Raw genomic sequence first — 17,160 nt, 5'->3', positions numbered from 1 at the left:
ATCCCCGCTCACGACCCGGTCGGGGTGCCGTTCAGGACCCGTCACCGGCACGGAGGGTACTGAGATCGGCCTTGACGGTGTCGATCGGGATGGCGAAGCCGAGGCCGACGCTGCCGGCGCTGGAACCGCTGGTGCTGCTGGACGAGGTGGGGGAGTACATGGCGGAGTTGATGCCGATGATCTCGCCGTCCATGTTGATGAGGGCGCCGCCGGAGTTGCCCGGGTTGAGCGAGGCGTCCGTCTGGAGCGCCTTGTACGTGGTGGTCGAGGTGCCGGTGTCGCCGTTGAACTGCCGGCCCCCGAACTCGAACGGCCACTGCTCGCCGCCGCTGCCTCCCTGACTCTGGCTCTGGCTCCACTGGTCGGAGCCGGAGGAGCCGCTGCCGTCGCTACCGCTGCTGCTGTCGTCCTTGGCGACGGTGACGTCGCGGTCGAGCGCGGAGACGATGCCGCTGGTGACGGTGCCGGTGAGGCCCTCGGGCGAGCCGATGGCCACGACCTCGTCGCCGACGGCCACCGAGGAGGAGTCGCCGAGGGCGGCCGTCTTCAGCCCGCTCGCGTTCCGCAGCTTGATCAGCGCCAGGTCCTTGTCGGGGTCGGTGCCCACGACGTCGGCGGTGTACGTCTTGCCGGTCGAGAGGGTCACCTTGATCTCGGAGGCGCCGGAGACGACGTGGTTGTTGGTGACGATCTCACCGTCCGAGGTGATGACGACCCCGGAGCCGGTCGACTCACCGGCGGTGGAGGTGGCGCCGATCTCGACGATCGCCGGGGAGACCGCTGCCGCGACGCCCGCCACGGTGCCCTTGCTGCTCGCCGAGACGGTGGTGCCGCTGACGGCGCTGACGGAGGAGCCGGCAGGGCCGCCGTCGGTGAACTGCCCGATCAGGGTGGCGGTGCCGCCTCCGATCGCGGCGGCGGCGAGGGCGACCGCGGCCAGCAGGGCGGTGGGGCCCTTCACGCGGCGCCTGGGCCCGGCCGGCGGCAGCGGGGCGGCCCAGGCGTGACCGGTCGCGGCGCCGTCGCCCCCGTCGCCGCCGTCCGCACCCGGTCCGGGCCACACGGTGGCGCCGGACTCCAGCGCGACGGGCTGCGACGGCCGGTACGCGGGCGGCGGCGGGTAGCCGGCCGGCGCGGTGGGGGTCGCTGCGCCGTACGCGTCGGTGCCGTAAGTCTCGGAGCCGTACGCGTCGGTGCCGTACGGGGGATACGTCGGGTACTCGCCGCTCGGGCGGTGGCTCTCAGTCATGTCCAGAGCCTGTCCAGCGAACATGAGAGGAGCCTGAGCCCCTGCTGAGAAGCCCGGCAGAACCTCGTGAGCCCGGCATAAAGGTCCCCCGTCCCGGTGGGGGGCCCAAGGGCTATCGGGCTTCGGGCGTCGCCTCTCCGCAGCCGCAGGAGCGCCGGACCACCAGCGCGGAGGGGAACTGCCGCAGGCGTTCCCGGCGCGAGCCGGAGACCCGCAGCGAGTCGTCCAGCACCAGGTCGACGGCGGCGCGGGCCATCGCGGGTCGGTCCGAGAAGACGGTCGTCAGCGGCGGGTCGGTGAGCCCGGCCTCCTTGACGTCGTCGAAGCCCGCCACGGCCAGCTCGCCCGGGACGTCGATGCGCAGCTCGCGGGCGGCCCGCAGCACCCCGATCGCCTGGTCGTCGGTGGAGCAGAAGATCGCCGGCGGCCGGTCCGGACCGGACAGCAGCCCGAGCGCCACCTGGTAGGCGTCGTACCGGTTGTACGGGGCGTGGAAGACCCGGCCCTCGGTGGAGCGGCCGGACTCCTGCATGGCCCGCCGCCAGCCCTCGACGTGGTCGGCGACCGGGTCGCCGACCGCCGGGGTCGATTCCATGCCGCCGAGGCAGGCCACGTAGGCGTAACCGTGTTCCAGCAGGTGGCGGGTGGCGAGCTGGGCGCCGCCGACGTCGTCCGTGACGACGGCGACATCGTCGATCGCCTCCGGCCGCTCGTGCAGCAGCACGACCCGGGCGTCCCACGCCTCGATCTCGGCGGCGGCGCGCTCGCTGGGGCCCTGGCTGACCAGGATCAGCCCGGAGACCCGCATGCCGAGGAAGGCCCGCAGGTAGTGGACCTCGCGCTCGTCGCGGTAGTCGGAGTTGCCGACCAGGACCATCTTCCCGCGCTCGGCGGCGGCCTGTTCGACGGCGTGCGCCATCTCCGCGAAGAACGCCTGCCGGGCGTCCGGCACGATCATGCCTATGAGGTCGGTCCGCCGCGACGCCATGGCCTGGGCCACCCGGTCGGGGCGGTAGCCGAGCTCCTTGATCGCGGCGAGCACCCGCTCGCGCGTGGCCGGGGCGACCGGCCGGGGTCCGTTGTTGATGACATAGCTGACGACGGCGGTCGACGTCCCCGCCAGTCTCGCCACATCGTCCCGCGTCACCTTGGCCACGCGCGGCAGTCTACGCGGATGGAACTACCTCTTGGCAGGCGCTGCCGGGGCTTCTTCCGCGATCTCCGACACCTCCGGCTGCTCCGGACGGGTGACGACCGCCGCGGTGGCCGCGGCCACCGCCTTGTCGTCGCTCCCGTCGCTCCCGTCGTTCTTGGAGCGGTCGCCCTTCTCCGGGGCGACGAAGCGGTACCCGACGTTGCGGACGGTGCCGATCAGCGACTCGTGCTCGGGGCCCAGCTTGGCGCGCAGCCGCCGTACGTGGACGTCCACGGTGCGGGTGCCGCCGAAGTAGTCGTAGCCCCAGACCTCCTGGAGGAGCTGCGCGCGGGTGAAGACCCGGCCCGGGTGCTGGGCGAGGTACTTCAGCAGCTCGAACTCCTTGAAGGTGAGGTCGAGGACCCGGCCCTTCAGCTTGGCGCTGTAGGTCGCCTCGTCCACGGAGAGGTCGCCGTTGCGGATCTCCATGGGGGAGTCGTCCGAGGTGATCTGCTGCCGGCCGGTGGCCAGCCGCAGCCGTGCCTCGACCTCGGCGGGCCCCGCGGTGTCCAGCAGCACGTCGTCGATGCCCCAGTCGGCGGTGACGGCCGCGAGACCGCCCTCGGTGACGACGAGGATCAGCGGACATCCCGGCCCGGTGGAGCGCAGGAGCTGGCAGAGCGAGCGCACCTGCGGAAGGTCACGCCGCCCGTCGATCAGGATGACGTCGGCACCGGGGGTGTCGACGAGAGCGGGTCCTTCGGCGGGGGCGACCCGCACGCTGTGGAGCAGAAGACCGAGGGCGGGAAGCACCTCCGTCGACGGTTGAAGGGCATTCGTCAGGAGCAGCAAAGAACTCATCGCCGTCCACCTGCCTGGGTCGTCGGTCGATCGTGGTGCACGGTTCGCTCGCCCATTACGTCGGTCCTCCTCGTTCCCTGCGAGAGGGGCACTCCCGGGTCGGACCCGGGGGAGTATGCGGCACTGCTTCGTACTGCTGTACGGCTGTGCCCTGCGGCATCCGTCATACAGTTTTTACCGGTGCGGCCCCGCGCCCTGGGACCGCTGAGCTTGTTGAAACGTCTCCGTAACAACGAGCCGAAAGCACAAAAGGACCCGGGGGCTGCTTTGCCCGGATCCTCTTCGCAGCAGAATAGCCCACATGAGTTCTGCGTCAGAGGGTCGATTCCCGACTTCTTCTGTTCCCTTGATCACGCGAACCCCGCTGCGCGCCACGTTGCTGACCGATGACGGGGTTCCGGTCGAGGCGGTGTACACCCCGTGTACGGCCGGTTTCGCGGCCGGCCGGGACTCCGCCGCGGAGCGGACGGCGATCGTCCTCGCACACGGTTTCACCGGCTCCGTCGACCGCCCTGCGGTGCGGCGGGCCGCAGCGGTGTTCTCCCAGCGTGCGGCCGTGATCACGTTCTCCTTTCGGGGGCACGGGAAGTCCGGCGGGAAGTCGACCGTGGGCGACCGCGAAGTGCTCGATCTGGCCGCCGCGGTGCGCTGGGCGCGGTCACTGGGACATGGTCGGGTCGTTACGGTCGGGTTCTCCATGGGCGGTTCCGTCGTGCTCCGGCACGGCGGTTTGTATACGGAAAACAATCAGCGTTCCAGCGGGGCCGTCCGGGGGCCGAACGGGGCGGCGCACGAGGGGCTCACGACGGCGCACGGGGGAGCGCACGCCGATGCGGTGGTCGCCGTCAGCTCTCCGGCGCGCTGGTACTACCGGGGCACCGCCCCCATGCGGCGGCTGCACTGGGTGGTGACACGCCCGACGGGCCGACTGGTCGGCCGCTACGGCCTGCGCACCCGCATCCACGACCGGGACTGGGACCCGGTGCCGCTGTCGCCGGTGGCGGCGGTCCCGCTGATCGCCCCGGCCCCGCTGCTCGTCGTGCACGGCGACCGTGACCCGTACTTCCCACTGGACCACCCCCGGATGCTGGTGGCGGCGGCGGCCGACGGGGCCGCCGAACTGTGGGTGGAGCGGGGGATGGGCCACGCGGAGAACTCGGCCGCGCAGGAGCTGCTGGCCCGCATCGCGGACTGGGCGGTTCCCGGCCGACCCATTATGGACGTGACCCATCATGGACAGCCGGAAGGCCAGGACGGAGCCGCGGCGCGAACCGCGCCGCGTCCCGACGACGAGGAAGGTGGCGCCATGGCGAGCGGGACGATCCGCTACTGGGCGGCGGCCAAGTCCGCGGCCGGCACGGCCGAGGAGCCGTACCGCGCGGCGACGCTGGCGGAGGCCCTGGACGCCGTGCGGGCGGCACACCCCGGGGAACTGACGCAGGTGCTGCGACGATGTGCGTTCCTGATCGACGGGAATCCGGTCGGGAACCGGGAGCATGAGACCGTACGCCTTGCCGAGGGCGGCACGGTCGAGGTGCTCCCGCCGTTCGCAGGAGGGTGAACCGGAGACCATGAGCAGCACGCGACAGCACGGTGACGACGAGGCCCGGCGCCTGCCGGGCGATCCGCACCCGGGCGACCAGCAGTACGCCCCGCAGCCGTACGGCGGCCCGCGCCACGGCCGCCAGGACGGCCCGGCGCACCCCGACGGCCAGTACCCGGCCCCGCCGCCCGCGGACGTTTCGTATACGGACACCTCGTATACGAACGGTTCGTATACGGACGGCCGGGCGGGTGCGACGTACCCGCCCGCGCCGCCGACCCACGGGACGCCGGACGGCCCGGACGCCTGGGCCGGGCGGAGCGCGGACGGCGCGGCACCCCATGGCCACGGCGACGGCATGGGTGCGGCCCAGACCTGGCAGGGACAGACCTGGGACACCCAGTACCAGCCGACCCTGCGGCCGGACCCGGCCACCGGACCGGTGCCCGGCGACCCCGGGCAGGCGGGGGCGGGCGCCCCGCAGGGCGGATACGCCCAGCCGGTGGACCCGTACGACCCACAGGGGCAGTACGCGCAGCAAGGGCCGTATGCCCAGCAGGAGCCGTACGCGCAGCCGGAGCCGTACGCCCAGCAGGCGGCGTACGTCCCGCAGGCGCCTCAGGGCCCTCAGGCACCCCAGGGTCCTCAAGCACCCCAGGCCGCGCCGGGCCCGTACGCCGCACAGGACCCGTACGCCGCCCAGGGCCCGTACGCCGCGCAGGACGGACAGGGCTCGTACACCGTGCCGGGTTCGTACGCCGCGCCGGACGGACAGGCCCCGTACGCCGCGCAGGTGACCCCGGCCCCGTCGCAGGCATCCCCTGTCCCGCAGCCCCCGCAGGAGCACACCACTCCGCTGCGGGTGCGGGGCGGGTCGGCGCCGCTGCCGCCGGAGGCGCCCCGGACGGGTGCGGGGCTGCCGCCCGCCGCCGGAACGCCGGGCTCCGCCGGAGCTGATCCGGCGACGGGCTCGGTGGCGGGTCCGGCCGTGCCGGACGCCGCCGGGGCCGACGGTTACGGTCCGGCCACCACCGTCGGCAACGCCCGGATCACCGACGCCCAGCGGGCGCGGGCCGAGGGAAGGTCTCCGATCATCGCTCCGGGCCTCCAGCCCGCCGTGATCACCGCCGGTCTCGGGCTGCTGCTGGCGCTCGGCGCGGCGATCGGCATCTACGCGCTCGTCGTCCCGCTGGTGCTGCTCCAGGCGGTGACCGCTGCCGGATGGTTCCGGCTCAACGGCATGTGGCCGGCCCGCCAGGGCATCGCGCTCGCCTTCGCCGGCGGACTCGTCGCCGACGCCGTGCTGCTCGCCGCCGGACGGGAGGACGGTCCGGCCGCGATGCTGGGCACCCTCGGCGTCTGGGTGCTGCTCACCCTCGTCCTGCAACTGCGCAGCCACGCGGGGGCCGACGAGCGGATGTACGGCCTGACGGCCACCGTCGTGTCCGCCGCGCTCGCCGTCCTCGCCGCCGGACACCTCGCGGCGGACCCGGACGCGGTGGTGGTGGGCGGCATCGCCGTCGCCGTCGCGACGGTGGTGCGCGCGTTGCCGCTGCGCGGGCCCGCCTCCGTACTCGCGGCGCTGCTCGCGTCGGCCGCCGCGGGCGTCGCCGCCGGGGCGCTCACCGACTTCGGCGCCGGCGGCGCGCTGCTCGGCGCGGCCGCCGGCGGTTGCGCCCTGATCGGGCTCCGGGTGGCGAGCTACGACTACCCGTCCCGGTTCGTCCACATGACGGCCGGAGTGGCCCTCCCGCTGACGGCGGCCGCGCCTGCGATGTGGCTCCTCGGGCGCATGATCGGCTGACCTCGGGGCAGGCCCCGGTCGGGGAACCGCACGCCGTCGCGCCGACGGTGACCGGGGAACCGGCCGGGGCCCGCGCGTCGTCGCTGCCCCCGGCGCGTCCCGTACGCACCAGCAGGCTCGCCGGCGCCAGGGCGGTTCCGGTCGTTCGAGGTGGGGGGAACAACAGGCATGCGTGCACTGCGCGTACTCGTGGTCGTCCTGGTGGTGCTGTGCGGGGTCTTCGTGGCGGTGGACCGCGCGGCGGTGTACTTCGCCGAATCCGAGGCCGCGGACCGGGTGCGGATCGCCGGCGGCGACGCCGAGTCCACCGACGTCTCGATCAAGGGCTTTCCCTTCCTCACCCAGGTCGCCGACAGACGGCTCGACCGGGTCGACGTCTCCCTCTCCGGCATCAGCGCCGCCAGCGGCGGCCGTACCGTCCGGATCAGCGGCCTCGACGCCCGGCTGGAGGACGTCACGCTCGGCGAGGGCTACTCCAGCGCCACGGCCGGCCGTCTCTCCGGCACCGCGGCCGTGAGCTACGCCGACCTGACCACCGCCGTGGGCGACGAGGCCGTCAGCGTGGCCTACGGCGGCGACGGCAAGGTCAAGGTCACCGGCTCGGTCTCGCTCCTGGGGCGCTCGTTCTCCCGCAGCGTGACCTCCACCGTGACGCTGATCGACGGGCGTACCGTCCGCGTGCACGCCGACAAGGTCCCCGGCGAGGGCATACCGGGGCTGGAAGACCTGGTGCGCACGAAGACCGACTTCGAGCGCGAGCTGAGCGGGCTGCCGGACGGACTGGAACTGTCGAAGATCGAGGTGGCCGAGAACGGCCTGCGGATCTCCGTGCGCGGCACCGGATTCGCGCTCACCGGCTGATCCGGCCACCAGGGCGGCGGGAGCCGGAGCGTGAGCGGGACGGCCGCGGCGACGCGTGGTGGCGAAAGCCCCCGCAGGACGGTCCTCCGCCCGTATGGTGAGACGCGGACGTCCGGTCCGCAGATGCGCGGCCCCTCCATCCGGACCGATCGTCCGCCGGACCTCCTCCCGTCGGAATTCATCTCACATAGCGGACGATCCTGTCTCATTATTCAACACGCCGGTGACATCCCGGCCGTAACGTCCCTACGATCGGACGCATGAAGCGACAGGCGGACCTCACGAAGCGGCGGGCAGTAGACCTGTGCCGCGTCGCCGCCATGCTCTGTCGCCCCTTCTGAGCGGGGCGGTTCCACCGCGCCCCGGTCCTCCCCGGCCCTTCGACCGCTGTCAGGGCCCATCCGTGCACGTGCGCCGCGCCCCGTGATCCGCGGCCGTGCGACCGCGCCCGTGCACCCAGCTTCATCCCGCCGCAGACTGCCCCGGAGGAGAATTTCATGAGCCGCAGTGACGTCCTGGTAGACGCCGACTGGGTCGAGGCCCACATCGACGACCCGCAGGTGGCCATCGTCGAGGTGGACGAGGACACCTCGGCGTACGAGAAGAACCACATCAAGAACGCCATCCGGATCGACTGGACCAAGGACCTCCAGGACCCGGTCCGCCGCGACTTCGTCGACCAGGCCGGCTTCGAGAAGCTCCTGTCCGAGAAGGGCATCGCCAACGACACGCTGGTGGTCCTCTACGGCGGCAACAACAACTGGTTCGCCTCCTACGCCTACTGGTACTTCAAGCTGTACGGCCACGAGAACGTCAAGCTCCTCGACGGCGGCCGCAAGAAGTGGGAGCTGGACTCCCGCGACCTGACCGACGCCGTCCCGACGCGTCCGGTCACCCAGTACAAGGCCAAGCCGCAGGACGAGTCGATCCGCGCCTACCGCGACGACGTCGTGGCGGCCATCGGCAGCCAGAACCTGGTCGACGTGCGGTCGCCCGACGAGTTCAGCGGCAAGCTGCTCGCCCCGGCCCACCTCCCGCAGGAGCAGTCGCAGCGCCCCGGTCACGTGCCGAGCGCCCGCAACATCCCGTGGTCGAAGAACGCCAACGACGACGGCACCTTCAAGTCGGACGACGAGCTCAAGGCCCTCTACGAGGACGAGCAGGTCGACCTGTCGAAGGACACCATCGCCTACTGCCGCATCGGTGAGCGCTCCGCGCTGACGTGGTTCGTGCTGCACGAGCTGCTCGGCCAGGCCAACGTCAAGAACTACGACGGTTCCTGGACCGAGTACGGCTCCCTCGTGGGCGTGCCGATCGAGCTCGGCGCCAACAAGTAACTCCGACGGACCCGCACGACCTCGACCAGAAGGACAGAAGACCATGTGTGGAGCAAAGGCCGGCGGCCCCGACGCCTCGACGATCAAGCCCGGTGAGACCACCATCCAGGGCAGCGTGACGCGTGACGGCGAGCCCGTCACCGGATATGTCCGTCTGCTGGACTCGACGGGCGAGTTCACCGCCGAGGTCCCGACCTCCGCGACCGGTCAGTTCCGTTTCTACGCGGCCGAGGGCACCTGGACCGTCCGCGCCCTGGTGCCCGGCGGCAGCGCCGACCGCACCGTGGTCGCGCAGACCGGTGGCCTCTCCGAGGTGGCCATCGCCGTCTGACGGACGGACGCGCGGTACGGCGCAGTGACGGCCGGAGGGCCGCTCCCCGCAGGGTTGGACGCCCGGGGAGCGGCCCTCCGGGCTTTTCGGCTCTCCCGTGCCCGAGGCTGCCTGTCCTCGAAGCCGCCTGTTCCTGCGGCTGCCCGTTTCCGCGGCTCCTGCCCGGCGTTCCTCAGGGGGCTCGGGGCGCTGCCGGACGTCGTCGGTCGTCCGCTGCCGGGCCGGGCCCGGCCCGGCTCGGGCGGCAGACGCCGGGGGTCCGGGCCTACGCTGGAGACATGTACGCCCGACGCAGGCGCGGCTATTTCCTGATGATGGGCGGATGCGTCGTTCTCTTCGTGTCCGCCTGGTCGTTCGTGCGCCTGTGGTCGATCCCGGCGGCCGTCGCCATGTGCGCGGTCGCGATGGTGATCCCGCCGGTGGCGGCGATCATCGCCAACCGGCGTGGCCCGGACGACCGTTGGTGGGACGAACCCGCCCCGCGCGCCCGGCCCCGGCCCGGCGCGCGGGAGAAGACCACAGGCGGTGAGGAACCCGGCGGACGCCGCAAACCCGGCGCCGGCCGGCCCGGACCCGGCCGTCCCCACCGCCCGGCGGGCGGTCCCGAACGCACGGGTCCGGAGCGCACGGGCCATGAGCGCCCTGCCCGGGGCGGAACGCCCGGAGGCGGCGGGGGCCGGACCGGCGACCCGACGTCGGACGCCTGGTGGGACGAACTGGACGGCCGCAAACGCCGCTGAGGTGCATCGGACGGCCGTTCGCCGAGCCGGGTCGGGCCGGGTCGGGTCGGGCCGGGCCGTGCGGTGGCGTGGCGCCCGAGCCGGTGCGGTCGGGGCGGTGCCGGGGCCGGTGCCGGACTCAGTAGACGAGCGCCTGGGTGTCGTCCGCCATCGCCTCCTGGACGAAGAGCTGCGCACCCGCGATCCGGACGCCGTCCAGCACATCGGCCTCGGTGATGTCCCGGCGCGCGGCGCACTGCGTGCAGAGCGTGATCCTGCCGCCCGCCCGGATCGACTCGATGAGGTCGGGCAGCGGCGCGGCGTGCGGCAGTTCGAACTCGGCCGCGCGGCCGGGCAGCGCGAACCACGCGGATTCCCCGGTCAGCCAGAGCGAGACCTCGACCCCGCTGGCGACGGCGACCGCCGCCACGGTGAACGCCTGCGAGCAGCGCTCGGCGGAGTCGGCCCCGGCGGTCACCTTGATCACGAGCTTCTTCGGCATATGCCGAACTGTAATCCTCCGCACGACAACCAGAACCGCCGCCGGTGAGTCAGTTGTGTGCGCGGATCATTCACATCCGCGCCCAGGTCTCATGGGGGGACCCTTTGGAACTGAACGACACCCGTTCCGAGCTGCCCGAAGAGCAGTCGGAATCCCCGGTGCCCACCGCCGCGTCCGGTACGCGGACCGCGCCGGACGCCACGCCGGAACCCGGTCCGCACGACGGGCCCGCACCAACTGCACCACTCGCGGGCACGGCGCCCGTTGCGCCCACCGGCGCACCCGCCGTGTCCGTCGCGCCCGACGAAGCGTCCACCGTGCCCGAGCACGGCACCACGCCGCCGGAGCGCACCCGCCCTCGCGGACGCACCACCCTGATCGTGCTCGCCGCCGCCCTGCTGGGCGTCTCGGCCGGCGCGGCGGTCGGCTTCGGCGTGCAGGCCGGCCGCGAGCCCACCCCGCTGCCCGTGCTGGCCCAGCACGGCCTCGGCTATCCGGCGAAGTCGCTGCCGGCCGACCAGGCGCCCGATCCGCTGCCGGCCGAGCAGGACCACCTGCGCACGACGGACGGCAACCTGCTGAAGCTGCTGGTGGACCGCCCCAAGGGCGCCCGCGACGTCGACGGCCTGCCCGCCGAGCGATGGGTGGGCCTGAGCGAGTACGCGAAGGAGTTCGAGGAGCCGGACTCCATGTTCACCTCGCTCGCCGACATGGACTTCCGGCGCAACGCGGCGGCGGTCTGGCTCCAGGGCGAGTACCGGACCACCTTCGTCAACCTGGTCCAGTTCCGCCCCGGCTCCCGGGCCGGCGCGACGGAGTTCTTCGAGGAGCAGAACGCGTACATGCCCTACGAGGAAGGCGGGGCCGGCAACGACGGCTTCCCGATCGACGGCTCCGGGAGCGGGCGTTACTACCTGTCCCCCGTCGAGCGGAAGGCGGGTTACGAGCCGATGTACGAGGCCCGTGCACTCGCCCGGCGGGGGGACATCGTGATGGACATCCACGTCTTCGACAACAAGCCCATCAAGAAGAAGAGCGTCGAGGCGCTTGCCGAGAAGCAGTGGGAGCGCCTGTGACCGAGGACGGCAACGAGAAGCCGACGGCCGCCGAGGCCGTCGAGGCCGAGGGGGCCGCGGAGCCCGTCGGGGCGCCCGGTACTGGCGGGACGCCCGGTGCTGAGGGGGCGAACGGTGACACTGCGGTGGATGCGACCGCCGTGGCGGATGTGACCGCCGCGGCGGACGGGACCGGCGCGGACGCCGGGCTCGCGTCCGTGCCGCCCGCGTCCGTGCCCGGAGAAGCGGAAGCGGACGGGGAAGCGGAAGCCGTGGACGGGGCAGGGGGCGGTGGCCGCCGTCGGGTTCGCCGGGCCTTGCTGACGGCGCTGTCCGTCGTGCTGGTGCTCGGCGCGGTCGGCGGCACCGCGGCGTACACGGTGCGCACCGTGGACCGGGCGGACCGCACCGTGCCGACCGTGCTCTGGGACGACGACGCGGCCAAGGCCGCCGAGAAGGCCGCCGAGAAGTCGGGAGCGGCCAAGGACCCCGCCGGGCGCCCGGACCGGGGCCGTAGTGACACCGAGCTGAGCCGTCTGCTGCTGCCCGTGCCCGACGGCTCCCGGCTCGGGCCGGACAACGGCGAGGACGGCAACGACGGGGAGATCAGCGGCAAGCGGGCCACGGCCACCATGAAGGAGGTCGGGCGCGGGTTGGCCGGCAAGGACCGCCGGGCCTTCGACCGGGCCGTCGACAAGCTGAAGGTGCAGGGGCTGGCGCAGCGCTCGTTCGCCAGCGTCGTCGGCGACCAGGTCACCGCCATCCAGCTCGTGAAGATGAAGGACAAGGGCGCGGTCCGCCGGATCTGGTCGCAGCAGACCGGGCTGATGGACTCGCTCGGAGTGCTGCGGGACGGCCCGAAGATCAAGGACCACAAGAACGTCCGCTGCTACCGGATGCCGAAGGGCGACGAGGGCCTCGACAGCGTCATCTGCCTCGCGTACGAGGCGGACCTGTACCTCACCGTCACGGTCGACGGGACGGAGCCCTTCGACCTGACGGCGGTCAGAACGACGGTCGGGGACCAGCTCGACCACATCGCGTCCCCGGGGGAGTACATATGAGCGAGCAGACGGCCACACCGGAAGCAGAAGCGGAACCGCAAGCGGAAACCGCGGTGGCGGTGCCCCCGCTGCCGACGGGAGCCCCGAACGCCCTGCCCGCCCCGAACGCCCTGCCCGACCCCACCGCCGTGCCCGACCCGAACACCGTGCCGGCGCCGGATGCCGTGCCCGCGCCCGGTGCGGTCCGGCGCTCCCGCCGGCCGTCGCGGCGGGTGGTGCGGGCGGTCGCGCGCTGGGCGCTGGCCGCGGTGGTCTTCGGCGCCGTGGGCGGCGGCACGGCTTGGGGGATCGCCGCCCTGGACCGCGGCGACGTGCCGGGCCTGGCGACCGAGACCGACGGCCGCTGGGACTACCCCGAGCTGTCGCTGCCCTCGCTGCCGGCCGGATCGCCCCGGCCGTACAGCGCGTCGAACCCCGGCGAGATCCACCACGCCGACCTCCGCGAGCTGCTGCTGCCGGCCCCGGCCGGAGCGGTGCCGGACAAGAAGCTCACCGGAGGCTGGATCACCACCGACGTGTTCCTGCGGGAGTACGAGGAGAACGAGCGCGAGAACCTGGGGCCGGCGATCGGCGACGCCGCCCCGCGCCACATCGCCGCCACCGGCTGGACGGTGCCGGACGGCACCCGGACCCGGATCTACCTGCTCCAGTTCAACTCGGTCGCCCTCGCCTCGGAGGTGTACGACGAGATCTCCGTCCTCGAAGAAGCCGGCGCCCCGCTGGTGGAGGCGCCCGAGGCGGAACTGGACGAGAGCTGGGACGGCGACAAGGTCAAGGGCGTCATCTCGTACGTCTTCCAGGAGACCGCGCCGTACGGCGCGGAGCACACCCGTCAGGCGTACGCCGTCGCGGGCGACACCCTGGCCCTGGTGGTGCAGGGAAGGCCCGGCGGGGAGGCGGCGCGGGTGCCGTTCCACCAGACGGTGATCCTGCAGAACCAGCTCCTCGGCTGAGGACCTGGACGAGAGGGCCGGGCTCCCACCCATTAGGCTGGGGCCCGGCCCGTACTGCCGTCATTCGCTCGTTCTGAGGAGCTCCCGTGCTTGAGGCATTCTTCACCGCTCTGTTGGTCCTGGTCTGCGTCGGCGTCCTCGCCTTCGCAGGTGTGACCGTGAAGAAGCTGTACCAGGGCCAGCGCTGACGTCGCGGACCTTCTGACACCGCAGGCCTTCCGCCCCCTCACAGATCGTCTGAGCCGCTCATGATCTCCATTCCGTCCGACCTCCACCCGGACCTCGTCCCGCTGGCGTTCCTCCTCGGCAACTGGGCGGGCGCGGGCGTCTCCGACTTCCCCGGCGCCGAGAAGTGCAACTTCGGCCAGGAGGTCACCTTCAGCCACGACGGCCGGGACTTCCTGGAGTACGTCTCGCACACCTGGGTCCTCGACGCCGAGGGCAACCAGGTGCGTCCGCTGGAGTCGGAGTCCGGCTACTGGCGCATCGACAAGGACCGCAAGGTCGAGATCGTCATGGTCCGCGACCAGGGCGTCGTCGAGGTCTGGTACGGCGAGCTCGCGCACCAGAAGCCGCAGATCGACGTCATCACCGACGCGGTGGCCCGCACGGCGGCCTCCGGCCCGTACAGCGGTGGCAAGCGGCTCTACGGATACGTGAACAGCGACCTCATGTGGGTCGGCGAGAAGTCCACGCCGGACGTCGAGATGCGCCCGTACATGTCGGCGCACCTCAAGAAGGTCGTCACGCCGGAAGAGGTCCAGGAGATGGCGAAGAGCCTCGGCGACCTGCCCGACGACGGCATCGCGTTCTTCAAGTAGGGCCCCCCACCCCGCAGCGGAAGGCCCACCGGGCCGGTGGCCGCGCGGGTGTCCCGTGTCCGGGGAGCGGAGCGCGGGCCGCCCCGCCCTACACTGGTCGGGTGGTGAGCACCGACTGGAAGACCGACCTTCGCCGGCGCGGCTACCGGCTGACACCCCAGCGTCAGCTCGTTCTGGAAGCCGTGGACGCGCTGGAACACGCGACGCCCGACGACATCCTCGTCGAGGTGCGGCGCACGGCGTCCGGGGTGAACATCTCCACGGTGTACCGGACGCTGGAGCTCCTGGAGGAGCTGGGCCTGGTCAGCCATGCCCACCTCGGGCACGGATCGCCGACCTACCACCTGGCCGACCGGCACCACCACATCCACCTGGTCTGCCGGGACTGCGCCGACGTCATCGAGGCGGACACCGACGTGGTCGCCGACTTCACCGCCAAGCTGCGGGGCACGTTCGGCTTCGAGACCGACATGAAGCACTTCGCGATCTTCGGCCGGTGCGCCGACTGCACGGCGAAGGCAGCGCAGGCCGGCGAGTCCGGCGGCCCCGCGGGCGCCTGACCCGCGCCCCCGCCCACCGACCGGCCTGGCGCCGGACCGACGCCGTCTCCGCCCGGCCGCGGGTCCGCCCGGCCGTGGGCAGCCGTACGCTTGTCGCATGAAGAGCCCCTTGCTGTCCCTGCCCGGCGCCGTCCCCGCCGAAGGCCGCGACGAAGGCGTCGCCGCGCACTACGGCGACCTTTTTCCCGAGCAACGCGCCCTCGCCCGGGGACAGGGCCTGGTCGACCTCTCGCACCGGGGCGTCGTCGCCGTCAGCGGGGACGACCGGCTGAGCTGGCTGCACCTGCTGCTGACGCAGCACGTCAGCGACCTGGCCCCGGGGCTGGCGACCGAGGCCCTGATCCTCTCCGCCAACGGCCACATCGAGCACGCGATGTACCTCGTCGACGACGGTTCGACGGTGTGGATGCACGTCGAGCCGGAGACCCGGGGCGACCTGATCGCGTACCTGGAGTCGATGAAGTTCTTCTACCGGGTCGAGGTCGCCGACCGCACCGAGGACTTCGCCGTCGTCCACCTCCCGGCCGGCTCGATCGCCGGGGCCCCCGACGGTGTGACCGTGCGCGAGACCCCGTACGGCCGGGACCTGTTCCTGCCCCGCGCCGACCTGGAGAAGTACGCCGCCGCCAACGGCCCGGTCGCGGGCCTGCTGGCGTACGAGGCGCTGCGCGTCGAGGCGCACCGGCCGCGCCTGGGCTTCGAAACCGACCACCGGACCATTCCCCACGAGCTGGGCTGGATCGGCACCGCGGTCCACCTCCAGAAGGGCTGCTACCGGGGTCAGGAGACCGTCGCGCGCGTCCACAACCTGGGGAAGCCGCCGCGCCGGCTGGTCTTCCTGCACCTGGACGGCAGCGAGGTGCACCTGCCCGGCCACGGCACACCGGTCCGGCTCGCCGCGGACGGAGCGGAAGGCCGGCAGATCGGCTTCGTCACCACCTCCGCCCGCCACCACGAGCTGGGGCCGATCGCCCTCGCCCTGGTGAAGCGAAACGTTCCGGTGGACGCCGAACTGCTGGCGGGCGACACCGCCGCCGCACAGGAGACGGTCGTCGAGCCGTAGGCCGGTCGTCGGGTCTCGTGGGGGCGGGACCCTCGCGGGGCCCCGGCTCAGACCTCGATCAGGACGGTGAACGGGCCGTTGTTGGTGAGTCCGACGCGCATGTCCGCCCCGAACCGGCCCGTCTCCACCTGCGCCCCGAGCGCCCGCAGTTCGGCGACGACCGCGTCGACCAGCGGCTCGGCGACGTCACCGGGCGCGGCGGCGTTCCAGGTGGGGCGGCGGCCCTTGCGGGCGTCCCCGTAGAGGGTGAACTGCGAGATCACCAGGAGCGGCGCGTTCACGTCCGAGCAGGACTTCTCGCCCTCCAGGACACGGACCGACCAGAGCTTCCGGGCAAGCTGGGCGGCCTTCGCCGGGGTGTCCTCGTGGGTCACCCCGACCAGTACGCACAGGCCCTCGCCGACGATCTCCCCGACCACCGACGGTTCGCCCGATCCGTCCGTCCCGCCGGGCACGGTGACCCGGGCGCCATCCACCCTCTGTACCACTGCACGCATACAGACCAACCTATCTTGGGCCGAACGGGTACAGAACACCTGCACCGGCCCCGTGCGGGGTGGCACCATGCACGATGGCGGTGTGCCGACGCACCGGTCGAGGGGACGGAACAGCATGAGTACCTATGGAGCGGGACGATCTCCCGGCGCCGTACCGGCGAAGCGGACCGGGACCATGCGGCCACCGGTGCAGCGGAGCGTACCGGGGCCGGAAGCGGCGCCGGGGCCCGGGGCGGGAGGCGCGGGACCGGTCCGGTCCTCGGCGTCCGTGCCGGAGCAGGGCGCTGCGGGCGGGGCCGCCGACGGCCTGGGCGCGGTGCGCCCGCAGGCCGGGTTCGGCGGGCTGTGCCTGAACGACCTGCGCGACCGGCGGCGGGAGGCGCAGCGCGACGAGGCGGACCTCAGCTACGTGCGCCGGCTGGTGCAGGGCCGGATCGACATCCTGCGCGCCGAACTGGCGCGCCGCCGGGACCCGGAGTCCCCGGTCGTCGACCGGCTCTCCGAGATCCTCACGGACACCCCGTCGCTGCACCGCTCGTCCGCCCGGCACGTCACGCTCACCACGCCGCGCGGCGACGAGTGCCGGAAGCTGGCCGCGGAGGCGCTCGCCGAGGTCGAGCTGTCCGACCTGGGCGCCCGGACCGACGAGGAACTGCACACCGCGATGGGACGGCTGGTCCGCTCCGAGCAGCAGGTCTCCCGCCGCCGCCACCAGCTCCAGCGCACCGCGGACGATTGCGGGGCGGAGATCGCCCGCAGGTACCGTGACGGGGAAGCTCACGTAGACGACCTGCTCACCTGAGGC

The 17,160-nt window shown here is 72.8% G+C and carries 19 protein-coding genes and 1 pseudogene; 15 read left to right on the top strand and 5 right to left on the bottom strand.

Annotated elements, in window-relative coordinates:
• Positions 1-31: 31 nt before the first annotated feature.
• The 3 genes from Q0994_RS27580 to Q0994_RS27570 form a co-directional block, all read right to left on the bottom strand.
• A complete protein-coding gene (locus Q0994_RS27580) occupies positions 32-1,249 on the bottom strand; it encodes a S1C family serine protease (RefSeq protein WP_299539595.1) in 1,218 nt (405 codons plus the stop codon).
• A gap of 112 nt (positions 1,250-1,361) precedes the next feature.
• Positions 1,362-2,405, bottom strand: coding sequence for a LacI family DNA-binding transcriptional regulator (locus tag Q0994_RS27575; RefSeq protein WP_299539593.1), 1,044 nt, complete (start codon positions 2,403-2,405; stop codon positions 1,362-1,364).
• A gap of 24 nt (positions 2,406-2,429) precedes the next feature.
• Complete coding sequence (locus tag Q0994_RS27570; protein ID WP_299539591.1) at positions 2,430-3,245, bottom strand: response regulator transcription factor; 816 nt, start codon at positions 3,243-3,245, stop codon at positions 2,430-2,432.
• A gap of 301 nt (positions 3,246-3,546) precedes the next feature.
• On the opposite strand from Q0994_RS27570, the pseudogene Q0994_RS27565 reads away from it, so the two are divergent.
• From Q0994_RS27565 to Q0994_RS27535, 8 genes and pseudogenes are all read left to right on the top strand, one after another.
• Positions 3,547-4,443: pseudogene (locus tag Q0994_RS27565) on the top strand (alpha/beta fold hydrolase); the annotation flags it as partial.
• Positions 4,444-4,461: 18 nt separating this feature from the next.
• Entirely contained in the window at positions 4,462-4,806 is a 345-nt protein-coding gene (locus Q0994_RS27560; protein WP_363325582.1) for a MoaD/ThiS family protein, read from the top strand.
• A 340-nt stretch (positions 4,807-5,146) separates the two neighbouring features.
• Entirely contained in the window at positions 5,147-6,592 is a 1,446-nt protein-coding gene (locus Q0994_RS27555; RefSeq protein WP_299539702.1) for a hypothetical protein, read from the top strand.
• Between the two features lie 168 nt (positions 6,593-6,760).
• A complete protein-coding gene (locus Q0994_RS27550; protein ID WP_299539589.1) occupies positions 6,761-7,453 on the top strand; it encodes a DUF2993 domain-containing protein in 693 nt (230 codons plus the stop codon).
• Positions 7,454-7,713: 260 nt separating this feature from the next.
• Positions 7,714-7,794 (top strand): Ms5788A family Cys-rich leader peptide, encoded by an 81-nt coding sequence (locus Q0994_RS34200; protein WP_350751515.1) that lies wholly within the window; start codon positions 7,714-7,716, stop codon positions 7,792-7,794.
• 156 nt (positions 7,795-7,950) lie between these two features.
• A complete protein-coding gene (locus Q0994_RS27545) occupies positions 7,951-8,790 on the top strand; it encodes a sulfurtransferase (RefSeq protein ID WP_299539586.1) in 840 nt (279 codons plus the stop codon).
• Positions 8,791-8,833: 43 nt separating this feature from the next.
• The gene (locus Q0994_RS27540; RefSeq protein WP_030925040.1) at positions 8,834-9,121 is read left to right on the top strand and encodes a DUF1416 domain-containing protein; all 288 of its coding nucleotides are present in this window, start codon (positions 8,834-8,836) and stop codon (positions 9,119-9,121) included.
• A 278-nt stretch (positions 9,122-9,399) separates the two neighbouring features.
• The gene (locus Q0994_RS27535; protein ID WP_299539580.1) at positions 9,400-9,861 is read left to right on the top strand and encodes a DUF3099 domain-containing protein; all 462 of its coding nucleotides are present in this window, start codon (positions 9,400-9,402) and stop codon (positions 9,859-9,861) included.
• Positions 9,862-9,979: 118 nt separating this feature from the next.
• Here the strand turns inward: Q0994_RS27535 and Q0994_RS27530 are convergent, their stop codons facing one another.
• A complete protein-coding gene (locus Q0994_RS27530; protein ID WP_299539578.1) occupies positions 9,980-10,342 on the bottom strand; it encodes a DsrE family protein in 363 nt (120 codons plus the stop codon).
• A gap of 104 nt (positions 10,343-10,446) precedes the next feature.
• Between Q0994_RS27530 and Q0994_RS27525 the strand changes: the two genes are divergently transcribed.
• From Q0994_RS27525 to Q0994_RS27500, 6 genes are all read left to right on the top strand, one after another.
• Entirely contained in the window at positions 10,447-11,418 is a 972-nt protein-coding gene (locus Q0994_RS27525) for a hypothetical protein (RefSeq protein WP_299539575.1), read from the top strand.
• On the top strand, positions 11,415-12,461 hold the full coding sequence (locus tag Q0994_RS27520; RefSeq protein ID WP_299539573.1) for a hypothetical protein: 1,047 nt from the start codon (positions 11,415-11,417) through the stop codon (positions 12,459-12,461). The genes Q0994_RS27525 and Q0994_RS27520 overlap by 4 nt, the downstream gene beginning before the upstream one ends.
• Positions 12,458-13,414 carry a hypothetical protein gene (locus Q0994_RS27515; RefSeq protein ID WP_299539571.1) on the top strand — a complete coding sequence of 319 codons (957 nt, stop codon included), beginning with the start codon at positions 12,458-12,460 and terminating at the stop codon, positions 13,412-13,414. Before Q0994_RS27520 ends, Q0994_RS27515 begins: the two co-directional genes overlap by 4 nt.
• A 248-nt stretch (positions 13,415-13,662) precedes the next feature.
• Complete coding sequence (locus tag Q0994_RS27510) at positions 13,663-14,235, top strand: FABP family protein (RefSeq protein ID WP_299539569.1); 573 nt, start codon at positions 13,663-13,665, stop codon at positions 14,233-14,235.
• Between the two features lie 101 nt (positions 14,236-14,336).
• Complete coding sequence (locus tag Q0994_RS27505; protein ID WP_299539567.1) at positions 14,337-14,795, top strand: Fur family transcriptional regulator; 459 nt, start codon at positions 14,337-14,339, stop codon at positions 14,793-14,795.
• Positions 14,796-14,892: 97 nt separating this feature from the next.
• Complete coding sequence (locus tag Q0994_RS27500) at positions 14,893-15,858, top strand: folate-binding protein YgfZ (protein WP_299539565.1); 966 nt, start codon at positions 14,893-14,895, stop codon at positions 15,856-15,858.
• A 47-nt stretch (positions 15,859-15,905) separates the two neighbouring features.
• Here Q0994_RS27500 and dtd read toward each other — a convergent pair whose 3' ends face one another.
• The gene (gene dtd, locus Q0994_RS27495) at positions 15,906-16,355 is read right to left on the bottom strand and encodes a D-aminoacyl-tRNA deacylase (RefSeq protein ID WP_299539563.1); all 450 of its coding nucleotides are present in this window, start codon (positions 16,353-16,355) and stop codon (positions 15,906-15,908) included.
• 115 nt (positions 16,356-16,470) lie between these two features.
• On the opposite strand from dtd, the gene Q0994_RS27490 reads away from it, so the two are divergent.
• Positions 16,471-17,157 carry an ABC transporter substrate-binding protein gene (locus tag Q0994_RS27490; protein WP_299539561.1) on the top strand — a complete coding sequence of 229 codons (687 nt, stop codon included), beginning with the start codon at positions 16,471-16,473 and terminating at the stop codon, positions 17,155-17,157.
• The last annotated feature ends 3 nt before the right edge of the window (positions 17,158-17,160 follow it).

Source organism: uncultured Streptomyces sp. (assembly GCF_947488945.1).
GTDB lineage: Bacteria > Actinomycetota > Actinomycetes > Streptomycetales > Streptomycetaceae > Streptomyces.
This window is presented reverse-complemented; position numbering and strand designations above follow the sequence as displayed.